Origin of the sequence: Aeromonas sp. R2-3, from assembly GCF_040908375.1 — a bacterium.
Lineage (GTDB): Bacteria > Pseudomonadota > Gammaproteobacteria > Enterobacterales > Aeromonadaceae > Aeromonas > Aeromonas veronii.
In genome coordinates this window covers 130,726-151,150 of sequence record NZ_JBFODP010000022.1, presented here as the reverse complement: position 1 = coordinate 151,150, position 20,425 = coordinate 130,726, and the positions used below count along the sequence as shown (strand labels likewise).

Sequence of the window (20,425 nt, the reverse complement as noted above, 5' to 3'; positions counted from 1 at the left end):
ATGTTATGCAAATTAACCTGACCGGACACCATGTCGAGATCACCGAAGCTCTGCGTGATTATGTGAATAACAAATTTGCCAAACTCGAGCGTCACTTCGACCACATCAACAATGTTCATGTGGTGCTTAGCGTGGAAAAACTGAACCAGATAGCGGAAGCCAAATTGCATGTCAGCGGTGGCGAAGTGTTTGCCAACTCTGAACATGCCGATATGTATGCTGCGATAGACACCTTGCTCGACAAGCTGGACAGGCAGATCATCAAGCACAAAGATAAGTTAAATAAAAAATAACCATGCAACTTGAACACATACTGAGTCGGGACTGCACCAAGAGTGCAGTCCCTTGTACCAGCAAGAAACGCGCCCTCGAGATCATCAGCGAGCTGGCCGCCGAACGCCTTGGCACCTCCCGTCAGGCGCTGTTTGAATGCTTGCTGGCCCGCGAAAAAATGGGTAGTACCGGGATCGGTGCCGGTATTGCGATCCCCCACGGTCGCATTGACGATGAGTTCCCGCCAACCGCGATCCTGATGACCTTTGCCGACCCTATTCCTTTCGACTCCATCGACAATCAACCGGTTGACCTGCTGTTTGCCTTGCTGGTGCCGGAAAGCGAGTGCAAGCAGCATCTCAAGACCCTTTCTCTGATGGCTTCCAAGCTGGGTGACAAGGCGGTTTGCCGCCAGTTGCGTCAGGCAACCAGCGACGAAGAGCTCTATCAGATCATGACCTCGGCCTGACAGCAGGCCAAGGATGAGACACCCGTTTTGGCGTGAGGGAACAAGATGCAGTTAATCGTGGTAAGTGGACGTTCGGGCTCCGGTAAAACGGTAGCCCTGCGAGTGCTGGAAGATCTGGGTTACTACTGTGTGGACAACCTGCCGGTCAACCTGCTGCCCCAGCTGATTGTCTCGGTGGAGAGCCAGTACGACAAGCTGGCGGTCAGTATCGATGTGCGCAACCTGCCGAGCGATCCGGAGAAACTGGAAAATCTGCTGGCACAGGTGCGCAATGAGGGGCGGGTAGAGTTCTCCAGCTTCTTCTTCGACGCCGACAACGGCACCCTGCTCAAGCGCTATGGCGAGAGCCGCCGTTTGCACCCCCTCTCACGCAACAAGCTGTCGCTGGATGAGGCGATTCGGGAGGAGACCCACCTGCTGGCGCCACTCTCCTCGACTGCTGACCTGCGTATCGACACCACCACCCTCAGCATTCACGACCTGAGCGAGCTCATCAAAACCCGGGTACTCGGCAAGAAAGAGAACGAGCTGGTGCTGGTGTTCGAGTCGTTCGGCTTCAAGTACGGCATTCCCAAGGATGCCGACTTCGTGTTCGATGCCCGCTTCCTGCCTAACCCGCACTGGATCCCCGAGCTCAAGCCCTTCACCGGCAAGGATGAGCCGGTCGCCAACTACCTCTCGGCGCAGGCTGACGTGATGCTGTTTACCCAGCAGATCGAAAACATGCTGGCGACCTGGTTGCCCCATCTGGAGCGCAACAATCGCAGCTACCTCACGGTCGGCATCGGTTGCACGGGTGGTCAGCACCGCTCGGTCTTTATTGCAGAGCGGCTGGCCAGTGCATTCCGTTTGCTTGGCAAGAACGTGCAGATCCGCCACCGCACACTCGACAAGAGTGCCTCCCAATCCTGACGGACCAATAGGACGACCCGATGACTGTTTCCGCCTCGGTTGAAGTGAAAAACAAACTGGGTATTCATGCCAGACCAGCCATGATGCTGTTCGAGCTGGTGCAGGGTTTCGATGCTCACGTGCTGCTGCGCAATGAAGATGGTGTGGAGGCCGATGCTGACAGCATCATCGGCCTGCTGATGCTGGATTCGGCGCAAGGGCGGCAGGTGGAAGTACAGGTTGAGGGGCCCGAAGAGGTCGAGGCCCTGGCCGCCGTGGTGGAGCTGTTCACCTCCGGCTTCAACGAGGAGTAGTCACTCCTCGTTTTATGTTATGAACCGGTACGCGCCAGTGCTTTGAAGCTGGCAAAATCCTGACAAGCCAGCAGATTCCTGCTGGCTTTTTCGTTCATCAGTGCCAGAAACAGGTCGTAGAGACCCATCGCCTCCTCGTAGTCGGCCTTGCTGATGGCCAGCACGAAGATGAGCGTCGCGATTTCACCATTCCCCCAGTCAATCCCCTGCGGGGCCAGCACGGTGTAAACCAGAGTGCGGCGCGCCAGCAGACCGAGGGAGTGGGGCAGGGCGATCCCTTCTCCCAACATGGTGGATACGATCCGCTCCCGCTCCTGCAGTGAGGCTCTGAAGCCGCTCTCCACCAGATCTTCCGCCTCCAGCTGATCACAGATGCGGGCAAACAGTTCGGCCTGGGTAAGGGGTTCTGTGACCACCATGAAGTGGTCGGCATCGAAATATTTGTCGAGCATGTAGGGGCGGGTGCGGTCGATCAGCACCAGCTTGCCAAGCTGCTCCAGCTGGTATTGGGTCGGGAAGGGGGCAACGAGTACCACGGGGGCGTTTTTTTCGTTCACCTTGACGGTACTGATGACAAAGTCCTGCGCGATCTGCGCCAGACCTTCGTAATCCCGCACCGACTCAAGCGTGGTCAGCTGCAACTGGGGATACTCCCGCTTGATGCGTGCTTCCAGCACCCGGAAGGTGGCGTTGCCCGCATCGCAAAGCAATAGCGCCTGCGGGCGGCGGGTATAGCCGATGTCGTAATGGCGCTCCAGCCCGACCCCGATATGGATCACCAGATAGCCGATCTCGTGATGGGTCAGTCGGTAGGGGGTCTGCTTGATCCACTCCGAAATGGCCGCCAGCGTGATGTCGTAGGCGAGGGGGTAGTACTGCTTGATATGATCTGCCAGCGGGTTGTGGTTGCCAATCTGGTATTTGACCCGTAGCAGCATGGCGCTGATATGGGTTTGCAGGTCGGCCCGCAGCTGTTGGTCGCCTCGCAGGTCGTAAGGGTAGTGTTGATGAATGTAGGTCAGCAGATGCTCCACCAACTGCTCGCTCTCGGCGGCCATTGCCGGGCTGAGCTGGGGAGTATCGGCAATCAGGCGCGCCTGGATCTGGATAGCGAGACCGGCGATCTCGTCCTCTACGGGGGGTATCAAGGTTGGCAATACCGCATATATATCGCGAGATACTGCCAGCAGCGGCAGAGTCAGATCCTCGCTGGCGAAGTGGCGCAACTCGTGACCGGATGCCTGACGCAGCAGGGCAACGGCGCAGTAGATGGTGAGCTGCTGCAGGCTCTCGTCAGCGAGACGCAGCTGATGTCGGGCAAGCTGGGCATGGATATGATTGCCCACTACCTCCATCGTCTTGCTGGGGCAGAGGTTGGGTAGCAGGGTTTGCAACTGGTTGTTGTGCAGCAACTCCTGATAGAGCAGTTGGGTCAAACAGGCCCGGATCGCCGTCTCCTCCCCCTGAATGCGCATCCCCAGGCGGGGTTTGCTCTCAACGCTGAGCCTGAAGTGGCTGAGCTGCTCGCGGACTTCCGCCATATCCCCCTGCAGTGCCGCCCGGCTCAGATACCAGGTATCAGCCAGCTCATCGAGCTTGATCCCCTGCTCTGCCGTCAATAGCAGGATCTGCAGGTGCAGAACCCGCTCGCGGCTGGTGCGTGGCAGGCCGCTATCCTGACCCTGGGCAGCCAGCAGGGCGTCGAACAGTCCCTGATTGTAGATCTTGAGCTGGTAGCCGCTGCCACGTTGGTGGATCAGGTGAGCGCCGTGCGTGGCAATCAGTTCGTTGAGGGTCGCCACATCGGTGCGCACCGTGCGAGTGGAGACATTGAGGCGGCGAGCCAGTTCCTCCTGTGGCAGTGGTTCGGCATGGAGCTGGATCAGCAGTTGATGGAGCCTGGGGTGTGGCAGCTTGATCATAGGGGGTATGCAAGACTCCTGTTGCGAGATAAAGGGTCGATGTTAACAAGTGGGTCATCAACAAGCCAGGCACCGGTCAGTGATTAAACCGGCGCCCGTGACTGCCATCAGGCCAACAGTCGTTTCACTATGGCCAGCAGAGTGCGCACATCCTCGGGGCGAGTGTGCCCGCTCGCGCTGTCGATGATGGAGCTGTAGACGTGCGGGATCACCTTCTCGACTCCGGCATCCAGCGCAATCCGCACTATCTCCTCGAAGTTCTCCAGATCGATGCCGCCGGTGGGCTCCAGCCAGAAGCCGTGGCGGGCACAAGCCTCGGCAACTGCCTGATACTCGTCGCGGCAGGCCAGCCCACCCATGGGGAAGAACTTGACCGAGCTGCCGCCCATGTCCTTGAGCAGGGCGATGGCGGTATCGATGGGCACGATGCCATCCGGCTGCCCGGCGCTGAGCGGGCCGGTGGAGATCTTCACCATGCCCGGCATGCCGGTAGGGGAGATCAGGCCGTTGATCAGTGTCTCTGACTGACCGAGCAGCGCCCGGCTGGCGCCGACACCGGTGAACACCTGATTGACGTGTTGGGGCTGCAGCTGGCAGGCCAGTTCGGCCACCATGGCGGATTGGCGCGGATCGCCGGCGCCCAGCCCGATGGAGAGGGCGTTGTCGATAAGCTTGGCGTACTCCTTCATATCGGCAACTGCGGAGGGAATATCCGGGTAGTTTTTGGAGAGCACACCGACCAGCACGTGGCCTTCGGCTGCGTCGTACACCTCGACGGCATTCTCCTTGGATCCAGCCAATACGTTGAGACAGACCCGATCACGGTAGTAGTTGGGGGTAAGGGACATCAGCGATTCTCCTGAACGAGGTTGGCAATGGCGGTGTGGATTTGGTCGAGCTGGGGCACGGTGACGCTGCGCACATCGATCTCGATGTGCCCCTCGTTGGCCTTGTAGCCGCGGCAGTAGATGGCAGGCGTGCCCTGCTGCAGACGGGTGACGATCTGCACTGTGGTCATGCCGATCTGCTGGTGGTCGAAGGCGATGTCGGTACGGGCGATGTCGCGCCCCGCGCTGTCCCACACCACCTTGGCGCTGACGCCGGGCAACTGGTTGAGGCGCTCGATGAAGGGGGTCATCTTGGCGACCATGGCGGCGCCGCTCTCCTTCTCTTTGGCCAGGTAGCGCTCGATGGCGTGGGTCAGGCCGAGGATCCCCTCCTTGCCCACCTTCATGGCGCGACCGATGCCATTGGCTTGCTGCTTGACCCACTCCACGTACTGACGCTTGCCAACTACCAGCCCGCTGGTGGGGCCTTCAATGGCCTTGGCGCCGCTGTAGATGACCAGATCCGCTCCCTGGTTGTAGTAGAGGCGCAGATCCTCTTCGGCAGCCGCATCGACGATGAGCGGGAGCCCGTGGGTCTTGGCGACCTCGGCGGCCTCTGCCACCGACAGAATGCTCTTCTGCACGCAGTGGTGGGACTTGATATAGAGGATCGCAGCGGTGTTGGCATTGATGGCGGCTGCCAGCTGGGAAGGGGAGCACTCGTTGGCGTAACCGGCTTCCACTACTTTGCCGCCACCCAGATTGACCATGGTACCGACCGGGGCGCCGAAGTTGACGTTATGCCCCTTGGGCAGCACGATTTCACTCGGCACCTCATGGTGATGGGCATGCAGGTGCTCGAGGCGGTAGGGATCGCCGCGTACTATCATGGCGGCGACTGACTGGGCGATGCCGGCACTGGCGCAGGAGACCACCACCGCATCTTCCACATCCAGTAAACCAGCCAGATAGGCGCCGGTCTTGTTGACCAGATCCTTGATCTCGAAGTAGTGGCCCAGGCCAAAATTGACCGCATCGACCACCTCCTGCTCGGGGGTGGAGACGCCGAGAATGGTCATGCGCCCGGAGGCGTTGATCACCGGTTTGAGCTGATATTTCTCATAAACAGAAGGCATGGTGTGATTTCCCATAGTGAGTCAGAACCAGTTCGCCACCGACCAGGGCGGCGAGAGGTTGCAGTTGTTGGTCACCGCTGCGGGACTGGGCTTCGGTATCCATAAACAGGGTCGGGCCGCTGGTGACCTCGAACAGGGTCAGATCGGCATCGGCGCCCACCTCGAGCCGCCCCTTGCCGGAAAGGCGCAGGGCATCGGCGGCCTGATGGGTGACGCAGGCAATCACCTGCTCCAGCGTCATGCCGATGGCGAGAAACTTCGACATCACGTGGGCCAGACTGTAGACCGGCCCCTTGATGCGGTTCTTGCAGTAGATGTCGGAGCTGATGGTGCGGGGCAGGATCCCCTGTCGGATAGCCAGCTCCGCCACCTCGAAGCTGAAGCTGGCGCCGCCGTGGCCGATGTCGAGCAACAGGCCCCGTTTCATCGCCTCGCGCACCGCGACCCGCAGCTCGCCAGCCGGAGTCAGGATGCGGTTCGGTTTGCCGTTGAAGCAGTGGGTCAGCAGATCGCCATCCCCCAGCAGGGCGACGATCTCGTCCAGATCCGGCGGTGTGTTACCCACGTGCACCATCAGCGGTAGCTGGCCGTGGGTCTGTTGCAGCGCCTTGGCCATGCGCAGCGGTTGCAGACCGTTTTCTCCGACCACGCTGCCGCTCATCCGCGCCTTGATGCCGACAATAAAGTCGGGGTGGCGGCGAATGGCTGCCGAGGCGAGATCCATATCGAGGTCCCGGCTATCCGCCAGCTCGTTCTGGCGCAGCAGACCGATACGGGAGATGTTGAGCAGGGCATGTACCCGGGTCTTGCAGCCCGCAGCGATCTGCTGGAAGTCATCCACATCGTCGGCCCCGGTGCTGCCGGCGTCGATGACGGTGGTGACGCCTGATTCGACCCCGACCTTGTCCGGCTCATCGTGATAGATAGGGGAGGCGGGGTAGCAGTGGGTGTGGCCGTCGATCCAGCCTGCGCTCACATGCACCTGGCCGCCGAGATCCAGGATCTGCCGCGCCGCTGCCGTCCCCGGCAGGGAGCCGATGGCGGCGATTTTGCCCTCCCTGATGGCGATATCGACGAGCTGGCCATCTCCCTGGCGCCCCGCTTTGATGATGATGTCGTACATGCTGAGAACCTCTGGCGAGCCGCCCCGCAGGGCGGCTGGTACTTACACAAGGGCGACCGGGAAGAAGGTACCCAGCAGCATGGCTCCCAGAATGGCACCGCCGGTGATGGGCTTGCCCCACACGTAGAACAGCAGCGCACCCAGCAGGGAACCGATACCGATGGGAATGGAGGCGCCCATGGCGGAGAGGATGATGAGGGGGCCGAGGAAGCGGCCAGAGCTGTTGCCAGCACCCATCATCACGTCAGCACCATAAGTGGAGTTGCTCTGGTTGATGGTGAACTTGCGCGCCAGAATGATGACGTAGCCGATGGCCAGACCAATCCCCATGCCTGTTGCCAGCGAGGCACCGAAGTTCTCCACCGGATAGACGATGCCGGCCCCCAACAGCAGGGCGGGAACGCCCAGTCCGACCCCGGTCTGGATGGCACCGCCGATATCCAGGATCCCCACCAGGGATCCCTCGATGATGCGGGCGAACAGGAAGCTGGCACCGAACGCGGCTACCGCGCCGTAGGCACCCGTGTCCATTCCGGCTTTCAGCATGGCGACGAAGGCTACCTCGTTGAAGGCACCGACCCCGTACAGATAGAACATGTGGGTACCAGCAAAGACCCCGGCCGAGAGCAGGCCGACGAAGATAGGGAATGACCAGTCGGCATACCAGAAGTTGTTTTTCAGTTTCTCATCCATGGTGTGACCCCTTATTTGCCGCTCAGCAGGTTATGGACGTTTTCCAGCCACAGGGGGACGCCCATATGGAAGGATTCAATCAGTTTCATGTCGAAGCCGCGGAAGAAGCCGCTCAGCACGAACAGCAGGACGATGGCTGCCATCATCACCTTGGTGACATGGTTCCAACCGCTCTCTTCCACACCCTTGCCGATCAGGATGCCGAGCACCAGACCCGGTACCGCGTTGCCCATGATGAGCTGTGCCAGACCGCCGAAGATGGTGGCCCAGAAACCGGATTTCTTGCCCGCCTCGATGGCGGCCAGCCAGAAGATCACCGGCATAACGGTGTTGACCAGCAGGTTGGCGGCCGGTACCAGCACCTTGACCGCAGTGACCTGCAATGCTGCAGGGACGGCTGCGGCCGTGCTGTTGAGGAAGGCAACCACGATGGCACCTATGATGCCGCCGGCGATGGCCATCTTTTTCGGGTCGTGCAGGGTGGTGGCGAGATCCCGATTTTTGAACAGCAGTGCCGCCGTGGCCCAGTGCGGGATGATGCGGTGATCCACATCCTGGGTGAAGGCGCCTGCCGCCACAGTCGAGGCCCAGGCGTTGAAGAAGAAGCCCAGACCAAACGAGAAGTGGGAAGCGGGATCCCCTTCGCAGGAGTTAAGTTCGCCCAGGGTGCGGAAGGCACCCATGCCCTGTACGGTCGGGGCGTGGAACATCCGCGCCGCGCCGGCCCCCACCCCGACGCCAACCAGGCCGCCAATGATGAGTGACTTGATAAAAATGATTAGAAACATCCAACGTATCCTTCTTGTGGGGTTGTGCCTGCGCAGGCATCACACCTGGGTGAATGTCACCTTGGCGACATCCAGACTGGTGACCTGAACCGTGATCTCCAGCTGGACGCGGTATTCGCGGCGCTGGCGCGGCAGGAAGAAGAACAGGAACTTCTCCACCCGGACCGACTCCTCGGCTTTGAGCACCTGTACATCGACCGGCTCAATGCGCAGCAGTACCTGCTGGTTGTCCTTGAGCAGTGTGGGTTGCACCTGGCTGAGGGCGGAGGCAAACGCCTGCTGGCGTGTCGTCCCCTTGCCGTTGACGATGACCTGGGTGGTGAAGTTCTCTTTCATCAGACGCGTCCGTGCTTCTTGGCGAAGGCTTCGACCAGCTTCTGGCCCAACTCTTCCTTGTCCATGAAACCGAAGCCCAGCACCACGCACCCTTCGTTGATGGCGGTGACGCCCTCTTCAACAGAGCGCATGCCGTAGCGGCACTTGTAGCCGTATTTGGTCTGGGCGGTGATCGCCCCGGCGCCGCCGCTGCCGCAGAAGGAGATGCCGAGATCCGCCTGTTCCTTGTTCATCACATCGCCGAGCTTCATGTCAGCGGCCATGCCTGGGATGATGGTCACGTTGGCTCCGGCGGCTTCCGCGCCTGCGCCCACTTTCTGACCCTTGCCGAGACGGTCTCCAATCACGAGTTTGATGGTTGTCATATCGATTTCTCCTTGAGTTACGGGTTCTGCACCGAGCTGAGTTCGTTTTCTTTGGCGACTTCAAAATGGACGGACAAGAGATGTGCCTCCTCATAAGCAAGCTGATCCAGCCAGCTGACGACCTGTTCGGCGAGACGCAGTGAGAGGGGGGAGATCTCTTCAAACAGGCTGAGGTCAACCTCTGGCAGGGGCTCGCCGCTGTGGGAGCGCCACACCATGGCTTTGACATGGGAGGCCAGCATCTGCCGTTGTACCTCGTTGGGGATGATGCCCTGTTCGGCCAGCAGGGGATAAATGCGCGCGAGGATATGATCGGTCTGGCGCAGCAACTCCGGGCTGTTCGGGGTCAGGGTCTGGTCGTGAGTCTCTGTTTGCAATGTCTGCTCTCCAAGGCTGGCAGAAGGTATGGCGTTACCCTAAGCCTGCGCGTCGATGTGGAGGAGGCAGTGTTTTTCCGATTCGAAGCGGAAATTCCTGAGGAAATGGCCCCGAAGTAATCGTTTGGATACTGAAAAGGTAAAAAAGAGTGCTTATTGGGACCGGTTTTGTGTGATCGGTAGCGCACAAATCGGGGGGCGGGGGCAGGGCAAGCGTTGCGGGAAACTGTGAGTCATCTCACGGTAAGAGACGTTGCCGAGAGGGCAGATATGGAAAAGGGCGGTTTCCCGCCCTTCTCATAACAAGGAGTGACGCTAGCTGGCCGATGCGGCGCTCGAGCTGGCTGTTCTCTGCTGATAGCGCAGGTCTTCTTCTATGGTGACCACCACTTCCAGCGGTTTGCCGGAGCGGAATACCGAGATGGTCAGCTTGGTGCCGGGGCGGCTTTCGACAATCTTGTCCATGGCGCTGCGTACGCCACTGATGGCCTCTCCGTTGATCTTGAGCAGCACATCCCCTCGCTGCAAACCACCTTTGGCCGCCGGGCCGTTGGGATCCAGACTCTCCACCACCAGACCACGCAGGTCGCCGAGGTTCATCATCCGCGCGACTATGGGGTTGATCTCGACGCTGGAGATCCCGAGGTAGCCGCGGATCACCCGGCCGTTGGCGATCAGTTCATCCATGATCCGTTTTGCCAGCCGGTAGGGGATGGCGAAGCTGATGCCGTAGCTCTCCTGATTGCCGTTGAGGTGATAGGTAGCGGTGTTGATACCCACCAGATCGCCACGGCCGTTGACCAGTGCTCCCCCCGAGTTGCCCTCGTTGATGGCGGCATCGGTCTGCAGCAGATCCTGACGGCCATTGCTGTCGGGCCCCATGCTGGAGAGGCCGGTACGGCCGGTCGCGCTGATAATGCCCTGGGTGATGGTCTGGCCGACGTTGTAGGGGTTGCCGATGGCGAGCACCACATCCCCCACTTCTGGCAGTCGCTCGGGATCCTGAGGGATCACCGGCAGGTTGTCTGACTCGATATAGAGCACGGCGAGGTCGGTGAGCTGATCGGTTCCGACCAGCTCGGCACTGAAGACCCGACCATCCTGCAACGCAACGATGATCTGGTCGGCATCGGCGATGACATGGTAGTTGGTCAGCACATAGCCGCGCTGATTCATGATGACGCCGGAACCCAGCCCTTGCGGGCGCAGTTCCCCCTGATTGCCCTGATTGGGGGCAAAGCTGCGGGTGTAGATGTTGACGACGGCAGGGCCTGCCCGATGGGCGGCATAGGAGAAACTCAGTTCACGGGCATTGCTGATGATGCCGGGCAGTTGGGCACCACCGCGAAAATGGGGAAACAGCAGCAACAGCAGCGCCGCGACGGTCAATCCAAAACCGACAGACTTGCCCAAGTAACTGACTAAAGGGGGGATTTTCATGTCATTCTCATCCGTACAGGCTGCGCGCAGAGAATAACACTATCGATGGATAAAAATCACCCGCGGTGAAGGCCGCGGGTGATGGATGGGCTGGCGAACAACTTGAGCGTTAGCGGATCACCAGATAGAGCGAGGAGTCGCCGCGCTGGATGTTGAGCGCCAGCACGTCAGGCTTGTTCTTGAGCGCCTTGGTCAGCTCGCCCAGGGTGTTGATGCGCAGGCGGTTGACCCCGATGATGATGTCACCCTTCTGCAGACCGGAAGCCGCTGCCGGAGAGCGAGGATCAATATCGGCCACCGCGACACCGGAGACCGGGTCGGTAGTGGTGCTCAGCTTGGCCCCTTCCAGTGCCGGATGCAGCGCGCTGGCGCGTACTTCGCTGTCATCGGCCTGCTTCAGGGTCACCTTGGCAGTTTGTGACTTGCCATCGCGGATCAGCCCCAGTTCGACCTGCTTGCCAGCGCCCATGGTGGCGATCTTGGCACGCAGCTCGCCGAAGGAGCGAACCGGTTTGCCATCGATGCTGACAATGATATCGCCGGCCTTGATGCCCGCCTTGTCGGCCGCCGAATCAGGCATGACCTGATTGACGAAGGCACCATCCTTCTTGTTGTAGCCGAAGGTTTTGGCGATGTCGGAGGTGAGCTCGGTGCCGGTAATACCCAGCTGGCCGCGACGCACTTCACCGTACTTGACGATCTGCTCGGTCAGATCCCGCACCATGTTGGAGGGGATGGCAAAGCCGATGCCGATGTTGCCGCCATTCGGGCCCAGAATCGCGGTGTTGATACCGATCAGCTCGCCACGCAGGTTGAGCAGGGCGCCGCCGGAGTTACCGGAGTTGATGGCCGCATCGGTCTGGATGAAGTTCTCCAGATTCTCGATGTTGAGGCCGCTGCGACCCAGCGCACTGACAATACCGGAGGTGACGGTCTGACCCAGACCAAACGGGTTGCCGATGGCCAGCGCATAGTCACCCACCCGCAGCTCATCTGAGTCGGCGAACTTGATCTGCACCAGATCCTCGGCCTTGATTTGCAGCAGAGCGATGTCGGACTGCTTGTCTTCACCAATCTTCTTGGCCGCATATTCACGACCATCCTTCAGGTTGACCTTGATCTCGTCCGCCTCGTGAACCACGTGGGCGTTGGTGATCACGTAACCCTTCTTGGCATCGACGATGACACCGGAGCCGAGCGCCTGGAATGGCTGCTCGCTCACCTGTTCATCGGGCATGTTGGGGCCGAAGAAGAACTTGAACTGTTCCGGCAGACGCTGACGGGTAATTTTTTTGCCAGAAACCGAGATATTGACCACCGCCGGGGTGACCTGTTCGAGAACAGGCGCCAGGCTTGGCATCTCCTGATTTGAACCTAACAGGGAAGGCAGTGCAGCCTGAGCAGGGGCCGCAGACATGGCGATACCGACACTGAGGGCTAGCACACTGAGCATGGAAAGAGGTTTACGCATATGAAAAACAGCTCCCAGAAAAAGTTGCATTGCAATCGTCAAGGTCAGACCACGGGACTGGCCAATTAGTTCCGCGAGGAACTAGTTTGGTTGCTTGAGCAGTCCGGAAGAGGCGCCAGCATAGTCGCGAGGCGGAACGCCCGGCTCTTCTGCCACATTGGCTGGGGCTTCTTCTACCAATGACTCGCGGAACAGCGGTTCCTGCGCCTTGGCCAGGAATTTGCTCTGCTCGGCCATGTGGCGATAGAGGGTCTGATACTGCTCGGCCAGTTGCTCCATCAGGGCGGCGCTGTCGGCGAAGTGGGTGTTGATCTGGCCCTGATAACTCTCGAGCTCCTTGTGGGCCTTCTTCAGTTCCTGTTCGAGACGGCCAGCATCGCGGCTACGCACCGAAAAACGGCCGAGAACGACACCGATAATCAAGGCCGCGACAGCCAGCAGGATCCCAGTTAACAGACTCATAGATGCTCCTTGTTACAGCTAAAACAGAGTGGGTTTATGCGGTCGTCATAACCGCCATGCCTTGATGGCACTATACCGTGCGTCCTGAGGCCGTGATACCATTTTGTCCTCGATTCAGGGACTTGGAGAGGCGCTCAAGGATGACACCGCAGCAAAAATACCAGCAGGATCTGCTGCGCCCCGGCTTTGTGGCCGACCCCGCGCAGGGGATGGCCATTAGCAGGCTGGAGCGACTGTATCAGGATTTGCTACGGCGCCCGACTCCGACCAGATCTCGAGGGCTGCTGGGTTGGCTGCAAAAGCCCAAGCCGCCGGAGCCTGTCCTCGGTATCTATATGTGGGGCGGAGTGGGCCGAGGCAAGACCTGGCTGATGGATACTTTTTTCGACAGCCTGCCTGGGACGCGCAAGATGCGCAGCCATTTCCACCGCTTCATGCACCGCATTCACGATGAGCTGCAGGGGCTGAGCGGGCAGTCCGACCCCCTCAAGCTGGTGGCCAGCAAGCTTGCCAGTGAAACAGACATCATCTGTTTCGACGAATTTTTTGTCTCCGACATCACCGATGCCATGTTGTTGGGCACGCTGTTTCAGGAGCTGTTTGGTCACGGTGTCGTGCTGGTCGCCACTTCAAATATTCCACCGCATGATCTTTATCGCAACGGGTTGCAGCGAGCCCGTTTTCTGCCTGCTATCGAGCTGATCGAGCGCCATTGTGAGGTACTTAACGTGGATGGTGGTATCGACTATCGCCTGCGTACGCTAGAACAAGCCGAGATTTATCACTGCCCGCTGGATTTGCAGGCAAAAGCCAATCTTGACCACTATTTTCAGCAATTAACCGGCGGACACACGGCTTACGAGGGGACGTTCGAGGTCAATCATCGTCAGCTGACGTCGCTCGGGATGGGGGAAGGGGTGCTCTATATGGAGTTTGAGCAACTTTGCTGTACTCCCCGCTCCCAGAACGACTATATCGAGCTGGCCAGACTGTTCCATACCGTTCTGCTGGCCAATGTGCAGCCAATGGGTACAGGCACGGATGACGCGGCTCGTCGCTTCATTGCCATGGTTGATGAGTTTTACGAACGGCACGTCAAACTCATCATGTCGGCGGCGGTTCCCATGACAGAACTTTACGGCGAAGGGCTGCTGAATTTCGAATTCAAACGCTGTCTTTCGCGGCTTCAGGAAATGCAATCGCACGAATACCTTGCCAGAGTGCACCTTCCTTAGTCACAATACCGCGCCTGCCAGTCGGATGGGCATCTGCGGCAGGTAGGGCCGGGCGACATTTGCTGGTTTCATGGCAGTGAAATTAGCAGGTGATATTTAAGGCAACTTCACTTATAATCGCCCGGCCCACGTTACAGCTGTCGATAAGACAGCAACACTTTAAGCTTTACTTGTATTCGAAGGGGTACAGGTAGGCCATCGTTTGTTGTTTGTGGGAGAGCCCCCATAAGCAATTGGGTCTGTAACAGGTAATTGGGTTTAACTTAATGAAAACTTTCGTTGCCAAGCCAGAAACCGTAAAACGTGACTGGTACATTGTGGACGCAGAAGGTAAAACTCTGGGTCGTATCGCAACCGAGATCGCTGCTCGTCTGCGTGGTAAGCACAAAGCTGAGTACACTCCGCACGTTGACACCGGTGATTACATCATCGTTGTAAACGCTGAGAAGGTACACGTAACCGGTAAGAAATTTACCGACAAAATGTACCACGCTCACTCCGGTTTCCCGGGTGGTATCAAGTCAATCAGCTTCGACAAGCTGATTCAGCGTAAACCGGAAATGGTAATCGAAGCAGCCGTCAAAGGCATGCTGCCGAAAGGTCCTCTGGGCCGTGCCATGTTCCGTAAACTGAAAGTTTACGCAGGCGCCGAGCATGCTCATGCTGCTCAGCAACCTCAAGTACTGGATATCTAATCGGGAACTGGCAACATGGCAGAAAATCAATACTACGGTACCGGCCGTCGCAAAAGCTCCACTGCTCGCGTATTTATCAAAGCGGGTAGCGGCAAGATCGTAATCAACCAGCGCTCTCTGGAGCAGTACTTCGGCCGTCCGACTGCCCGCATGGTAGTTCGTCAGCCGCTGGAACTGGTTGAGATGACCGAGAAACTGGACCTGTACATCACCGTTAACGGTGGTGGCATCTCCGGTCAAGCTGGTGCGATCCGCCACGGTATCACTCGTGCTCTGATGCAGTACGACGAAACCCTGCGTTCCGAACTGCGTAAAGCTGGCTTTGTTACTCGTGATGCCCGTAAGGTTGAGCGTAAGAAAGTTGGTCTGCACAAAGCTCGTAAGCGTCCGCAGTACTCCAAGCGTTAATTCGCTTTTGGTACTCACTCTTTCGAGTGTCAAAAAAGCCTGGCGGTTGCCAGGCTTTTTTTATTGGTAATATTACCGACATCAATGCTAACCACGCGTCACAAAAGACAAAAAATTGTTTCTTTATTGTTTTCATTGCTCACCGCTCTTTCTTGTCAAGTTGTTATCTTTTCTTTAAAATTTCCCCTGTTTTCTGTGGCAATTGTAAATCCAGCTTCCGCCGCTGTTGTCACGGGAAAAATGGGGAACAGGGACACTATAAGAATGTGCGGAGTCCACATGGGAGAGTTTTTGGATGAGCAATGCGCCAGTTGATACCGGTCGCCGCAGATTTCTTACCTGGTCAACGGTTGCCGTTGGTGGGGTAGGAGCTGCGTTTACCGCAGTGCCGTTTATAAAGTCATGGAATCCGAGCGCCAAGGCCAAAGCAGCCGGTGCGCCGGTTGAAGTCGATATCAGCAAGTTGGAACCGGGTCAGCTCATCCGTGTCGAGTGGCGAGGCAAGCCTGTCTGGGTGGTGAAACGCACCAAACAGACGCTGGATGCCTTGGCCGCGCATGATGACAAGCTGCGGGATCCCTCATCTGAAGAGCCGCAGCAGCCTGACTATGCCCATAACGGGTACAGATCGATCAAGCCCGAAATTTTTGTCGCGGTCGGTATTTGCACCCACTTGGGGTGTTCACCTTCCTATCTGCCTGATAGCTTTGGCGAGCAGGTGCAGGGCGTTACGTCCGGCTTCTTCTGCCCGTGCCATGGCTCCAAGTTCGACATGGCCGGCCGTGTGTTCCAGGGGGTGCCTGCACCGCTGAACCTGGTCATTCCGCCCTATCAATTCATTAATGACACCACCATCCAGGTCGGTGCCGATGGCAAGGAGGCCTGACCATGTTGAGTAAACTGATGGGCTGGATCGATTATCGATTCCCGCTCACGGCCATGTACAACGACCACATGGCCAAGTATCCGGCACCGAAGAACCTGAACTTCTGGTACTTCTTCGGCTCGCTGGCCATGCTGGTGCTGGTCAATCAGATCATCACCGGTATCTGGCTGACCATGAACTACAACCCCTCCGCGGAAGGTGCGTTTGCCTCCGTGGAGTACATCATGCGCGATGTGGAGTACGGCTGGTTGCTGCGTTACATGCACTCAACCGGTGCGTCTGCATTCTTCATTGTGGTCTACATGCACATGTTCCGCGGCATGATCTATGGCTCTTATCAGAAGCCTCGTGAGCTGCTGTGGATCTTCGGCATGCTGATCTTCCTAGTGCTGATGGCGGAAGCCTTTATGGGCTACTTGTTGCCCTGGGGCCAGATGTCATTCTGGGGTGCTCAGGTTATCATCTCGCTGTTTGGCGCCATTCCGGTCATCGGTGACGATTTGACCCTGTGGATCCGCGGTGACTACGTGATTTCCGGTGCGACCCTTAACCGCTTCTTTGCGCTGCACGTCATCGCGTTGCCGCTGGTGCTGGTGATGCTGGTTGCCATGCACATTCTGGCGCTGCACGAAGTAGGCTCCAACAACCCGGACGGTATCGACATCAAGAAGCACAAGGACGAAAACGGCTGGCCGCTGGATGCGGTGGCGTTCCACCCTTACTTCACCGTCAAGGATATGATCGGTGTGGCTGGCTTCCTGTTCTTCTTCTGCGCCATCATTTTCTTCAAGCCGGATATGTGGGGTTACTTCCTCGAGAAGCCGAACTTTGAAGTGGCCAACGGCCTGAAGACTCCTGCTCACATCGCGCCTGTGTGGTACTTCACGCCGTTCTACGCCATTTTGCGGGCGGTGCCGGACAAGCTGCTTGGCGTCATCATGATGGGTCTCTCCATCGTGGTGCTGTTCCTGCTGCCGTGGCTGGATCGTTGCAAGGTGCGCTCGGTGCGCTATCGTAGCAAGCTGCACAAGCTGAACATTGCCCAGTTTGTGGTGTGCTTTGTTATTCTGGGGATCCTCGGGGTGCTGCCGTCGACGCCGACTCTGACGCTGATTGCCCAAATTTGTACCTTGGGTTATTTCGGGTTCTTCGTCCTGCTGTTCTTCTATAGCAAGAATGAAAGCACCAAGCCGCTGCCGGAGAGGGTGACATTTAAATGAAAAGAATAATATTTGCAGTGCTGACCCTGCTGCCGTCACTGGTGTTTGCCAATGCCGGAGCCGTGCATCTGGACAAGGCCAACTATGACCTGAGCGACAAGGCTTCTCTGCAGCGTGGCGCAGCCACCTTCATGAACTACTGCTTTGGTTGCCACAGCACCCAGTACCAGCGTTACAACCGGGTGGCAGAGGATCTGGGGATCCCGGTCGATCTGATGGCTGACAATCTGATCGTCAACGGTGCCAAGATTGGTGACCTGATGGAAAACTCGGTCTCGGAGAAGGATGCCGCCAAGTGGTTTGGTGCGCCGCCCCCCGATCTTACTCTGGTTGCCCGGGTGCGCGGTGCAGACTGGATCTACACCTATCTGCGCTCCTTCTACGTGGATGAGACCCGTCCGTTCGGGGTGAACAACGCCGTGTTCCCGTCCGTGGGCATGCCCCATGTGCTGGAGCCGTTGCAGGGAACCCCCCGTGCCGAGTTCGCTACTCACACGGTCGACGGAGTGGAAACCCAGCAGGTTGTCAGCATCAAATCTGACGGTAATGGTGAAATGGATGACGAAGAGTATGATCAGACGGTACTGGATCTGGTAAACTTCTTGGTCTACTCGGCTGAACCGGTACAACAGGAGCGTGAACGCATGGGCTTCTGGGTGCTTGGTTTCATCGTGATCTTCTTCATCTTCACTGTGCTGTTGAAGAAGGAATTCTGGCGCGACGTTCACTAAGCGACCAGATCCGGGTAATATAATGCACGGCAATGAAGACCAAGATGCTTCATTGCCGTTTCTGCTTTTTAATGACGGGAGGGTTCAATGGCTGTAGCTGCCAATAAGCGTTCGGTAATGACGCTGTTTTCCGGTGCCAACGATATGTTCAGCCATCAGGTGCGTATTGTCCTGGCGGAGAAGGGTGTTAGCGTGGATATCTGCCAGGTTGATCCAGCCAATCTGCCGGATGAGCTGGCCGAGCTGAACCCGTACAACTCTGTACCGACCTTGGTTGATCGTGAGCTGGCACTCTACACCTCGCGCATCATCATGGAGTATCTGGACGAGCGCTTCCCGCATCCGCCCCTGATGCCTGTTTACCCGGTTGCCCGTGGTAACAGCCGTCTGATGATGCACCGCATTGAGCTGGACTGGTACTCCCTGGCCGACAAGATCATGGCCGGTACCGATGCTGAAGCTGCACGCAACGAACTGCGTGACAACCTGCTGGCCATCGCGCCGATCTTCGGTGAAATGCCCTATTTCATGAGCGAAGAGTTCGGTCTGGTGGATTGCTACATGGCACCGCTGTTGTGGCGTCTGCCGAGCCTTGGCATCGACCTGACCGGTCGTGGCGCCAAAGAACTGAAGGCCTACATGGTTCGTCTGTTCGAGCGTGAGTCCTTCCAGGCTTCCCTGACCGAAGCCGAACGCGAGATCCGTGCTGGCGTATGAGCATGGAACCGACAATGACACCGAGCCGCCCGTACTTGTTACGGGCATTCTTTGACTGGTTGCTGGACAACGATCTGACCCCTCATCTGGTGGTCAACGTCAACATTCCCCATGTGATGGTGCCGATGCAGTTTGCTCAGGACGGGCAAATTGTACTGAACATCGCGCCCCGAGCCGTGATGCAATTTCACATGGATAACGAGGCTATCAGCTTCAGTGCCCGTTTTGGCGGGGTCTCCCAGCAGGTTTACATCCCGATGGCGGCAGTGTTGGCTATCCATGCCCGGGAGAACGGTGTGGGCACCATGTTCCCGCCCGAGCCGGGTTACGATATCTGGCTTGAGCAGGCTGAAGCGCCGGTGGAGCCTGAGCCGGAACCGCCGCGTCCAAGCGGTCGTCCGACCCTGAAGGTAATCAAATAAAAAACGCAGCCGATTGGCTGCGTTTTTTTTTATGTGCGGTCGGGCTTAGTTCTGGGCGAACTCGAAGGCCTTGATCACGCGCTTCACGCCGGTGACATGGCGGGCGATGTTGACTGCCTGCTCTCCCTCCTGGCGAGTCACCAGACCAATCAGGAACACCTCGCCGTTCTCGGTGACCACCTTGACCTTGGTGCTGTCGAAGTTCTTGGTGCCGAACATGTCGGCTTTCACCTTGGAGGTGATCCAGGAGTCATTGCTGCGAGTGGTGAAACTGGCAGGTTGGCCGATGCGCAATTCGTTGTAGACGTGGCGCACCCCTTCGATGCGACTGACAATTTTGCCCGCCTCAATCTTGTAAACGTCAGAAGGTGTCTGTCCGACCAGCAGGACGCGGCCATTGTTGCTGTAGACGCTGATCTTGCTGGCTGCACTGAGGGGTTTGTTGTCGGCCAGCAGATTGGCCGCTTTCAGCTCGATGGTCTGGTCATCCCACTGCGCGCCCAGGGTTCGGCGATCGCCAGAGGCCTTGGCAGTCCCTGCGGCGCCACCAACAACCAAGGCTGCGCAGCCTTGCAGCAGCAGGGTGCTAACCAGCAGACCGAGCAGGATAGTGTGCTTTTTCATGGTTTCAATCTTCCTGTTGCGGGAAAAGTGTCTGGTCGATGAGATCACACAGGCAGTGCAGGGTCAACAGGTTCACTTCCAGAATGCGAGGGCGACGGGCGGAGGGAACACGGATCTCCACATCGTTCGGGCCGAGCAGACCTGCCATTTCGCCACCGTCCCCCCCGCTCAGCACCACTATGGTCATGTCACGGGAGAGGGCAGCCTCGGCGGCCTTGATCAGGCTGCGGCTGTGGCCGGAGGTGGTGATGACCACCAGAATGTCGCCAGGCTGGCCCAGCGCGCGGATCTGCTTGGCGTAGACCTCTTCAAAACCGTGATCGGTGGCTATGGCGCTGATGGTCGCCATGTCCGGGGTCAGGGCCATGCCGGGCAGGGAGGGGCGCTGAGTCTCGTAGCAGTTGACCAGCTCGGAGATAAACAGCTGCGCCAGTGCGGCAGAAGGACCGTTACCGCATGCCAGCACCTTGTGGCCATTGAGCAGGCAGATGGTGATCATCTGGGCTGCAGTATGGATGGCATCCGGCAGCGCCTCGGCGGCGGCTATCTTGGTCTGGATGCTTTCGGTGTAGTTCTCTTTGATGCGGTCAGTCATAGGGT

General features: G+C 58.3%; 26 protein-coding genes. 12 read left to right on the top strand and 14 right to left on the bottom strand.

Features of this window, described 5'->3' with window-relative positions; genetic code table 11:
- Window positions 1-5 precede the first annotated feature (5 nt).
- Genes hpf through npr form a run of 4 tightly spaced genes read left to right on the top strand, consistent with a single transcriptional unit; the run spans window position 6 to window position 1,947 of the window.
- Window positions 6-293, top strand: a complete 288-nt coding sequence (hpf, locus tag AB5Z02_RS11295; RefSeq protein ID WP_005336323.1) for a ribosome hibernation promoting factor — start codon at window positions 6-8, stop codon at window positions 291-293.
- A 2-nt stretch (window positions 294-295) separates the two neighbouring features.
- Window positions 296-742: a PTS IIA-like nitrogen regulatory protein PtsN gene (ptsN, locus tag AB5Z02_RS11290; RefSeq protein ID WP_005336322.1), complete on the top strand. Its 447-nt coding sequence runs from the start codon at window positions 296-298 to the stop codon at window positions 740-742.
- Between the two features lie 45 nt (window positions 743-787).
- Complete coding sequence (gene rapZ / locus AB5Z02_RS11285) at window positions 788-1,654, top strand: RNase adapter RapZ (RefSeq protein WP_236295907.1); 867 nt, start codon at window positions 788-790, stop codon at window positions 1,652-1,654.
- Window positions 1,655-1,674: 20 nt separating this feature from the next.
- Window positions 1,675-1,947 carry a PTS phosphocarrier protein NPr gene (gene npr, locus AB5Z02_RS11280; protein WP_005336318.1) on the top strand — a complete coding sequence of 91 codons (273 nt, stop codon included), beginning with the start codon at window positions 1,675-1,677 and terminating at the stop codon, window positions 1,945-1,947.
- A 17-nt stretch (window positions 1,948-1,964) separates the two neighbouring features.
- On the opposite strand, the gene AB5Z02_RS11275 is transcribed toward npr, so the two are convergent.
- The 12 genes from AB5Z02_RS11275 to AB5Z02_RS11220 form a co-directional block, all read right to left on the bottom strand.
- Complete coding sequence (locus tag AB5Z02_RS11275; protein WP_368216010.1) at window positions 1,965-3,869, bottom strand: transcription antiterminator; 1,905 nt, start codon at window positions 3,867-3,869, stop codon at window positions 1,965-1,967.
- A 107-nt stretch (window positions 3,870-3,976) separates the two neighbouring features.
- Window positions 3,977-4,717 carry a KDGP aldolase family protein gene (locus AB5Z02_RS11270; RefSeq protein WP_157161838.1) on the bottom strand — a complete coding sequence of 247 codons (741 nt, stop codon included), beginning with the start codon at window positions 4,715-4,717 and terminating at the stop codon, window positions 3,977-3,979.
- Window positions 4,717-5,832 carry a DgaE family pyridoxal phosphate-dependent ammonia lyase gene (locus AB5Z02_RS11265; protein WP_368216009.1) on the bottom strand — a complete coding sequence of 372 codons (1,116 nt, stop codon included), beginning with the start codon at window positions 5,830-5,832 and terminating at the stop codon, window positions 4,717-4,719. The genes AB5Z02_RS11270 and AB5Z02_RS11265 overlap by 1 nt, the downstream gene beginning before the upstream one ends.
- Window positions 5,816-6,955 carry an amidohydrolase/deacetylase family metallohydrolase gene (locus AB5Z02_RS11260; RefSeq protein WP_368216008.1) on the bottom strand — a complete coding sequence of 380 codons (1,140 nt, stop codon included), beginning with the start codon at window positions 6,953-6,955 and terminating at the stop codon, window positions 5,816-5,818. The genes AB5Z02_RS11265 and AB5Z02_RS11260 overlap by 17 nt, the downstream gene beginning before the upstream one ends.
- Before the next feature lie 42 nt (window positions 6,956-6,997).
- A complete protein-coding gene (locus AB5Z02_RS11255) occupies window positions 6,998-7,648 on the bottom strand; it encodes a DUF4310 family protein (protein WP_005355144.1) in 651 nt (216 codons plus the stop codon).
- 11 nt (window positions 7,649-7,659) lie between these two features.
- Window positions 7,660-8,436, bottom strand: coding sequence for a DUF4311 domain-containing protein (locus tag AB5Z02_RS11250; RefSeq protein WP_005341754.1), 777 nt, complete (start codon window positions 8,434-8,436; stop codon window positions 7,660-7,662).
- Between the two features lie 39 nt (window positions 8,437-8,475).
- Window positions 8,476-8,772: a DUF4312 family protein gene (locus AB5Z02_RS11245; protein ID WP_227272907.1), complete on the bottom strand. Its 297-nt coding sequence runs from the start codon at window positions 8,770-8,772 to the stop codon at window positions 8,476-8,478.
- Window positions 8,772-9,137, bottom strand: a complete 366-nt coding sequence (locus AB5Z02_RS11240; RefSeq protein WP_368216007.1) for an SFCGS family glycine-rich protein — start codon at window positions 9,135-9,137, stop codon at window positions 8,772-8,774. Before AB5Z02_RS11240 ends, AB5Z02_RS11245 begins: the two co-directional genes overlap by 1 nt.
- Window positions 9,138-9,154: 17 nt before the next feature.
- Window positions 9,155-9,514, bottom strand: a complete 360-nt coding sequence (locus tag AB5Z02_RS11235) for a transcriptional regulator (RefSeq protein WP_005355140.1) — start codon at window positions 9,512-9,514, stop codon at window positions 9,155-9,157.
- Window positions 9,515-9,829: 315 nt separating this feature from the next.
- Entirely contained in the window at window positions 9,830-10,954 is a 1,125-nt protein-coding gene (degS, locus tag AB5Z02_RS11230; protein ID WP_231719996.1) for an outer membrane-stress sensor serine endopeptidase DegS, read from the bottom strand.
- Between the two features lie 109 nt (window positions 10,955-11,063).
- Window positions 11,064-12,425 (bottom strand): Do family serine endopeptidase, encoded by a 1,362-nt coding sequence (locus AB5Z02_RS11225; protein WP_005336295.1) that lies wholly within the window; start codon window positions 12,423-12,425, stop codon window positions 11,064-11,066.
- Between the two features lie 81 nt (window positions 12,426-12,506).
- Window positions 12,507-12,887 (bottom strand): YhcB family protein, encoded by a 381-nt coding sequence (locus AB5Z02_RS11220; protein WP_005355138.1) that lies wholly within the window; start codon window positions 12,885-12,887, stop codon window positions 12,507-12,509.
- A gap of 140 nt (window positions 12,888-13,027) precedes the next feature.
- Here AB5Z02_RS11220 and zapE point away from each other — a divergent pair, with 140 nt between their 5' ends.
- From zapE to AB5Z02_RS11180, 8 genes are all read left to right on the top strand, one after another.
- Window positions 13,028-14,122, top strand: a complete 1,095-nt coding sequence (zapE, locus tag AB5Z02_RS11215; protein ID WP_368216006.1) for a cell division protein ZapE — start codon at window positions 13,028-13,030, stop codon at window positions 14,120-14,122.
- 266 nt (window positions 14,123-14,388) lie between these two features.
- A complete protein-coding gene (rplM, locus tag AB5Z02_RS11210) occupies window positions 14,389-14,817 on the top strand; it encodes a 50S ribosomal protein L13 (RefSeq protein WP_005336289.1) in 429 nt (142 codons plus the stop codon).
- A 15-nt stretch (window positions 14,818-14,832) separates the two neighbouring features.
- The gene (rpsI, locus tag AB5Z02_RS11205; RefSeq protein WP_005336286.1) at window positions 14,833-15,225 is read left to right on the top strand and encodes a 30S ribosomal protein S9; all 393 of its coding nucleotides are present in this window, start codon (window positions 14,833-14,835) and stop codon (window positions 15,223-15,225) included.
- A gap of 295 nt (window positions 15,226-15,520) precedes the next feature.
- On the top strand, window positions 15,521-16,111 hold the full coding sequence (gene petA, locus AB5Z02_RS11200) for a ubiquinol-cytochrome c reductase iron-sulfur subunit (protein WP_005336284.1): 591 nt from the start codon (window positions 15,521-15,523) through the stop codon (window positions 16,109-16,111).
- A 2-nt stretch (window positions 16,112-16,113) separates the two neighbouring features.
- Window positions 16,114-17,331 (top strand): cytochrome bc complex cytochrome b subunit, encoded by a 1,218-nt coding sequence (locus AB5Z02_RS11195; protein WP_019444835.1) that lies wholly within the window; start codon window positions 16,114-16,116, stop codon window positions 17,329-17,331.
- Window positions 17,328-18,062 (top strand): cytochrome c1, encoded by a 735-nt coding sequence (locus AB5Z02_RS11190; protein WP_368216005.1) that lies wholly within the window; start codon window positions 17,328-17,330, stop codon window positions 18,060-18,062. The genes AB5Z02_RS11195 and AB5Z02_RS11190 overlap by 4 nt, the downstream gene beginning before the upstream one ends.
- Window positions 18,063-18,149: 87 nt before the next feature.
- Window positions 18,150-18,779 carry a stringent starvation protein SspA gene (sspA, locus tag AB5Z02_RS11185; RefSeq protein ID WP_005336279.1) on the top strand — a complete coding sequence of 210 codons (630 nt, stop codon included), beginning with the start codon at window positions 18,150-18,152 and terminating at the stop codon, window positions 18,777-18,779.
- Complete coding sequence (locus AB5Z02_RS11180; RefSeq protein WP_005336278.1) at window positions 18,776-19,201, top strand: ClpXP protease specificity-enhancing factor; 426 nt, start codon at window positions 18,776-18,778, stop codon at window positions 19,199-19,201. The genes sspA and AB5Z02_RS11180 overlap by 4 nt, the downstream gene beginning before the upstream one ends.
- Window positions 19,202-19,246: 45 nt before the next feature.
- On the opposite strand, the gene dolP is transcribed toward AB5Z02_RS11180, so the two are convergent.
- Together dolP and AB5Z02_RS11170 are read right to left on the bottom strand one after the other, a co-directional pair.
- Entirely contained in the window at window positions 19,247-19,825 is a 579-nt protein-coding gene (gene dolP, locus AB5Z02_RS11175; protein ID WP_005336277.1) for a division/outer membrane stress-associated lipid-binding lipoprotein, read from the bottom strand.
- A 4-nt stretch (window positions 19,826-19,829) separates the two neighbouring features.
- Complete coding sequence (locus tag AB5Z02_RS11170) at window positions 19,830-20,420, bottom strand: SIS domain-containing protein (RefSeq protein WP_005336275.1); 591 nt, start codon at window positions 20,418-20,420, stop codon at window positions 19,830-19,832.
- Window positions 20,421-20,425: the final 5 nt, after the last annotated feature.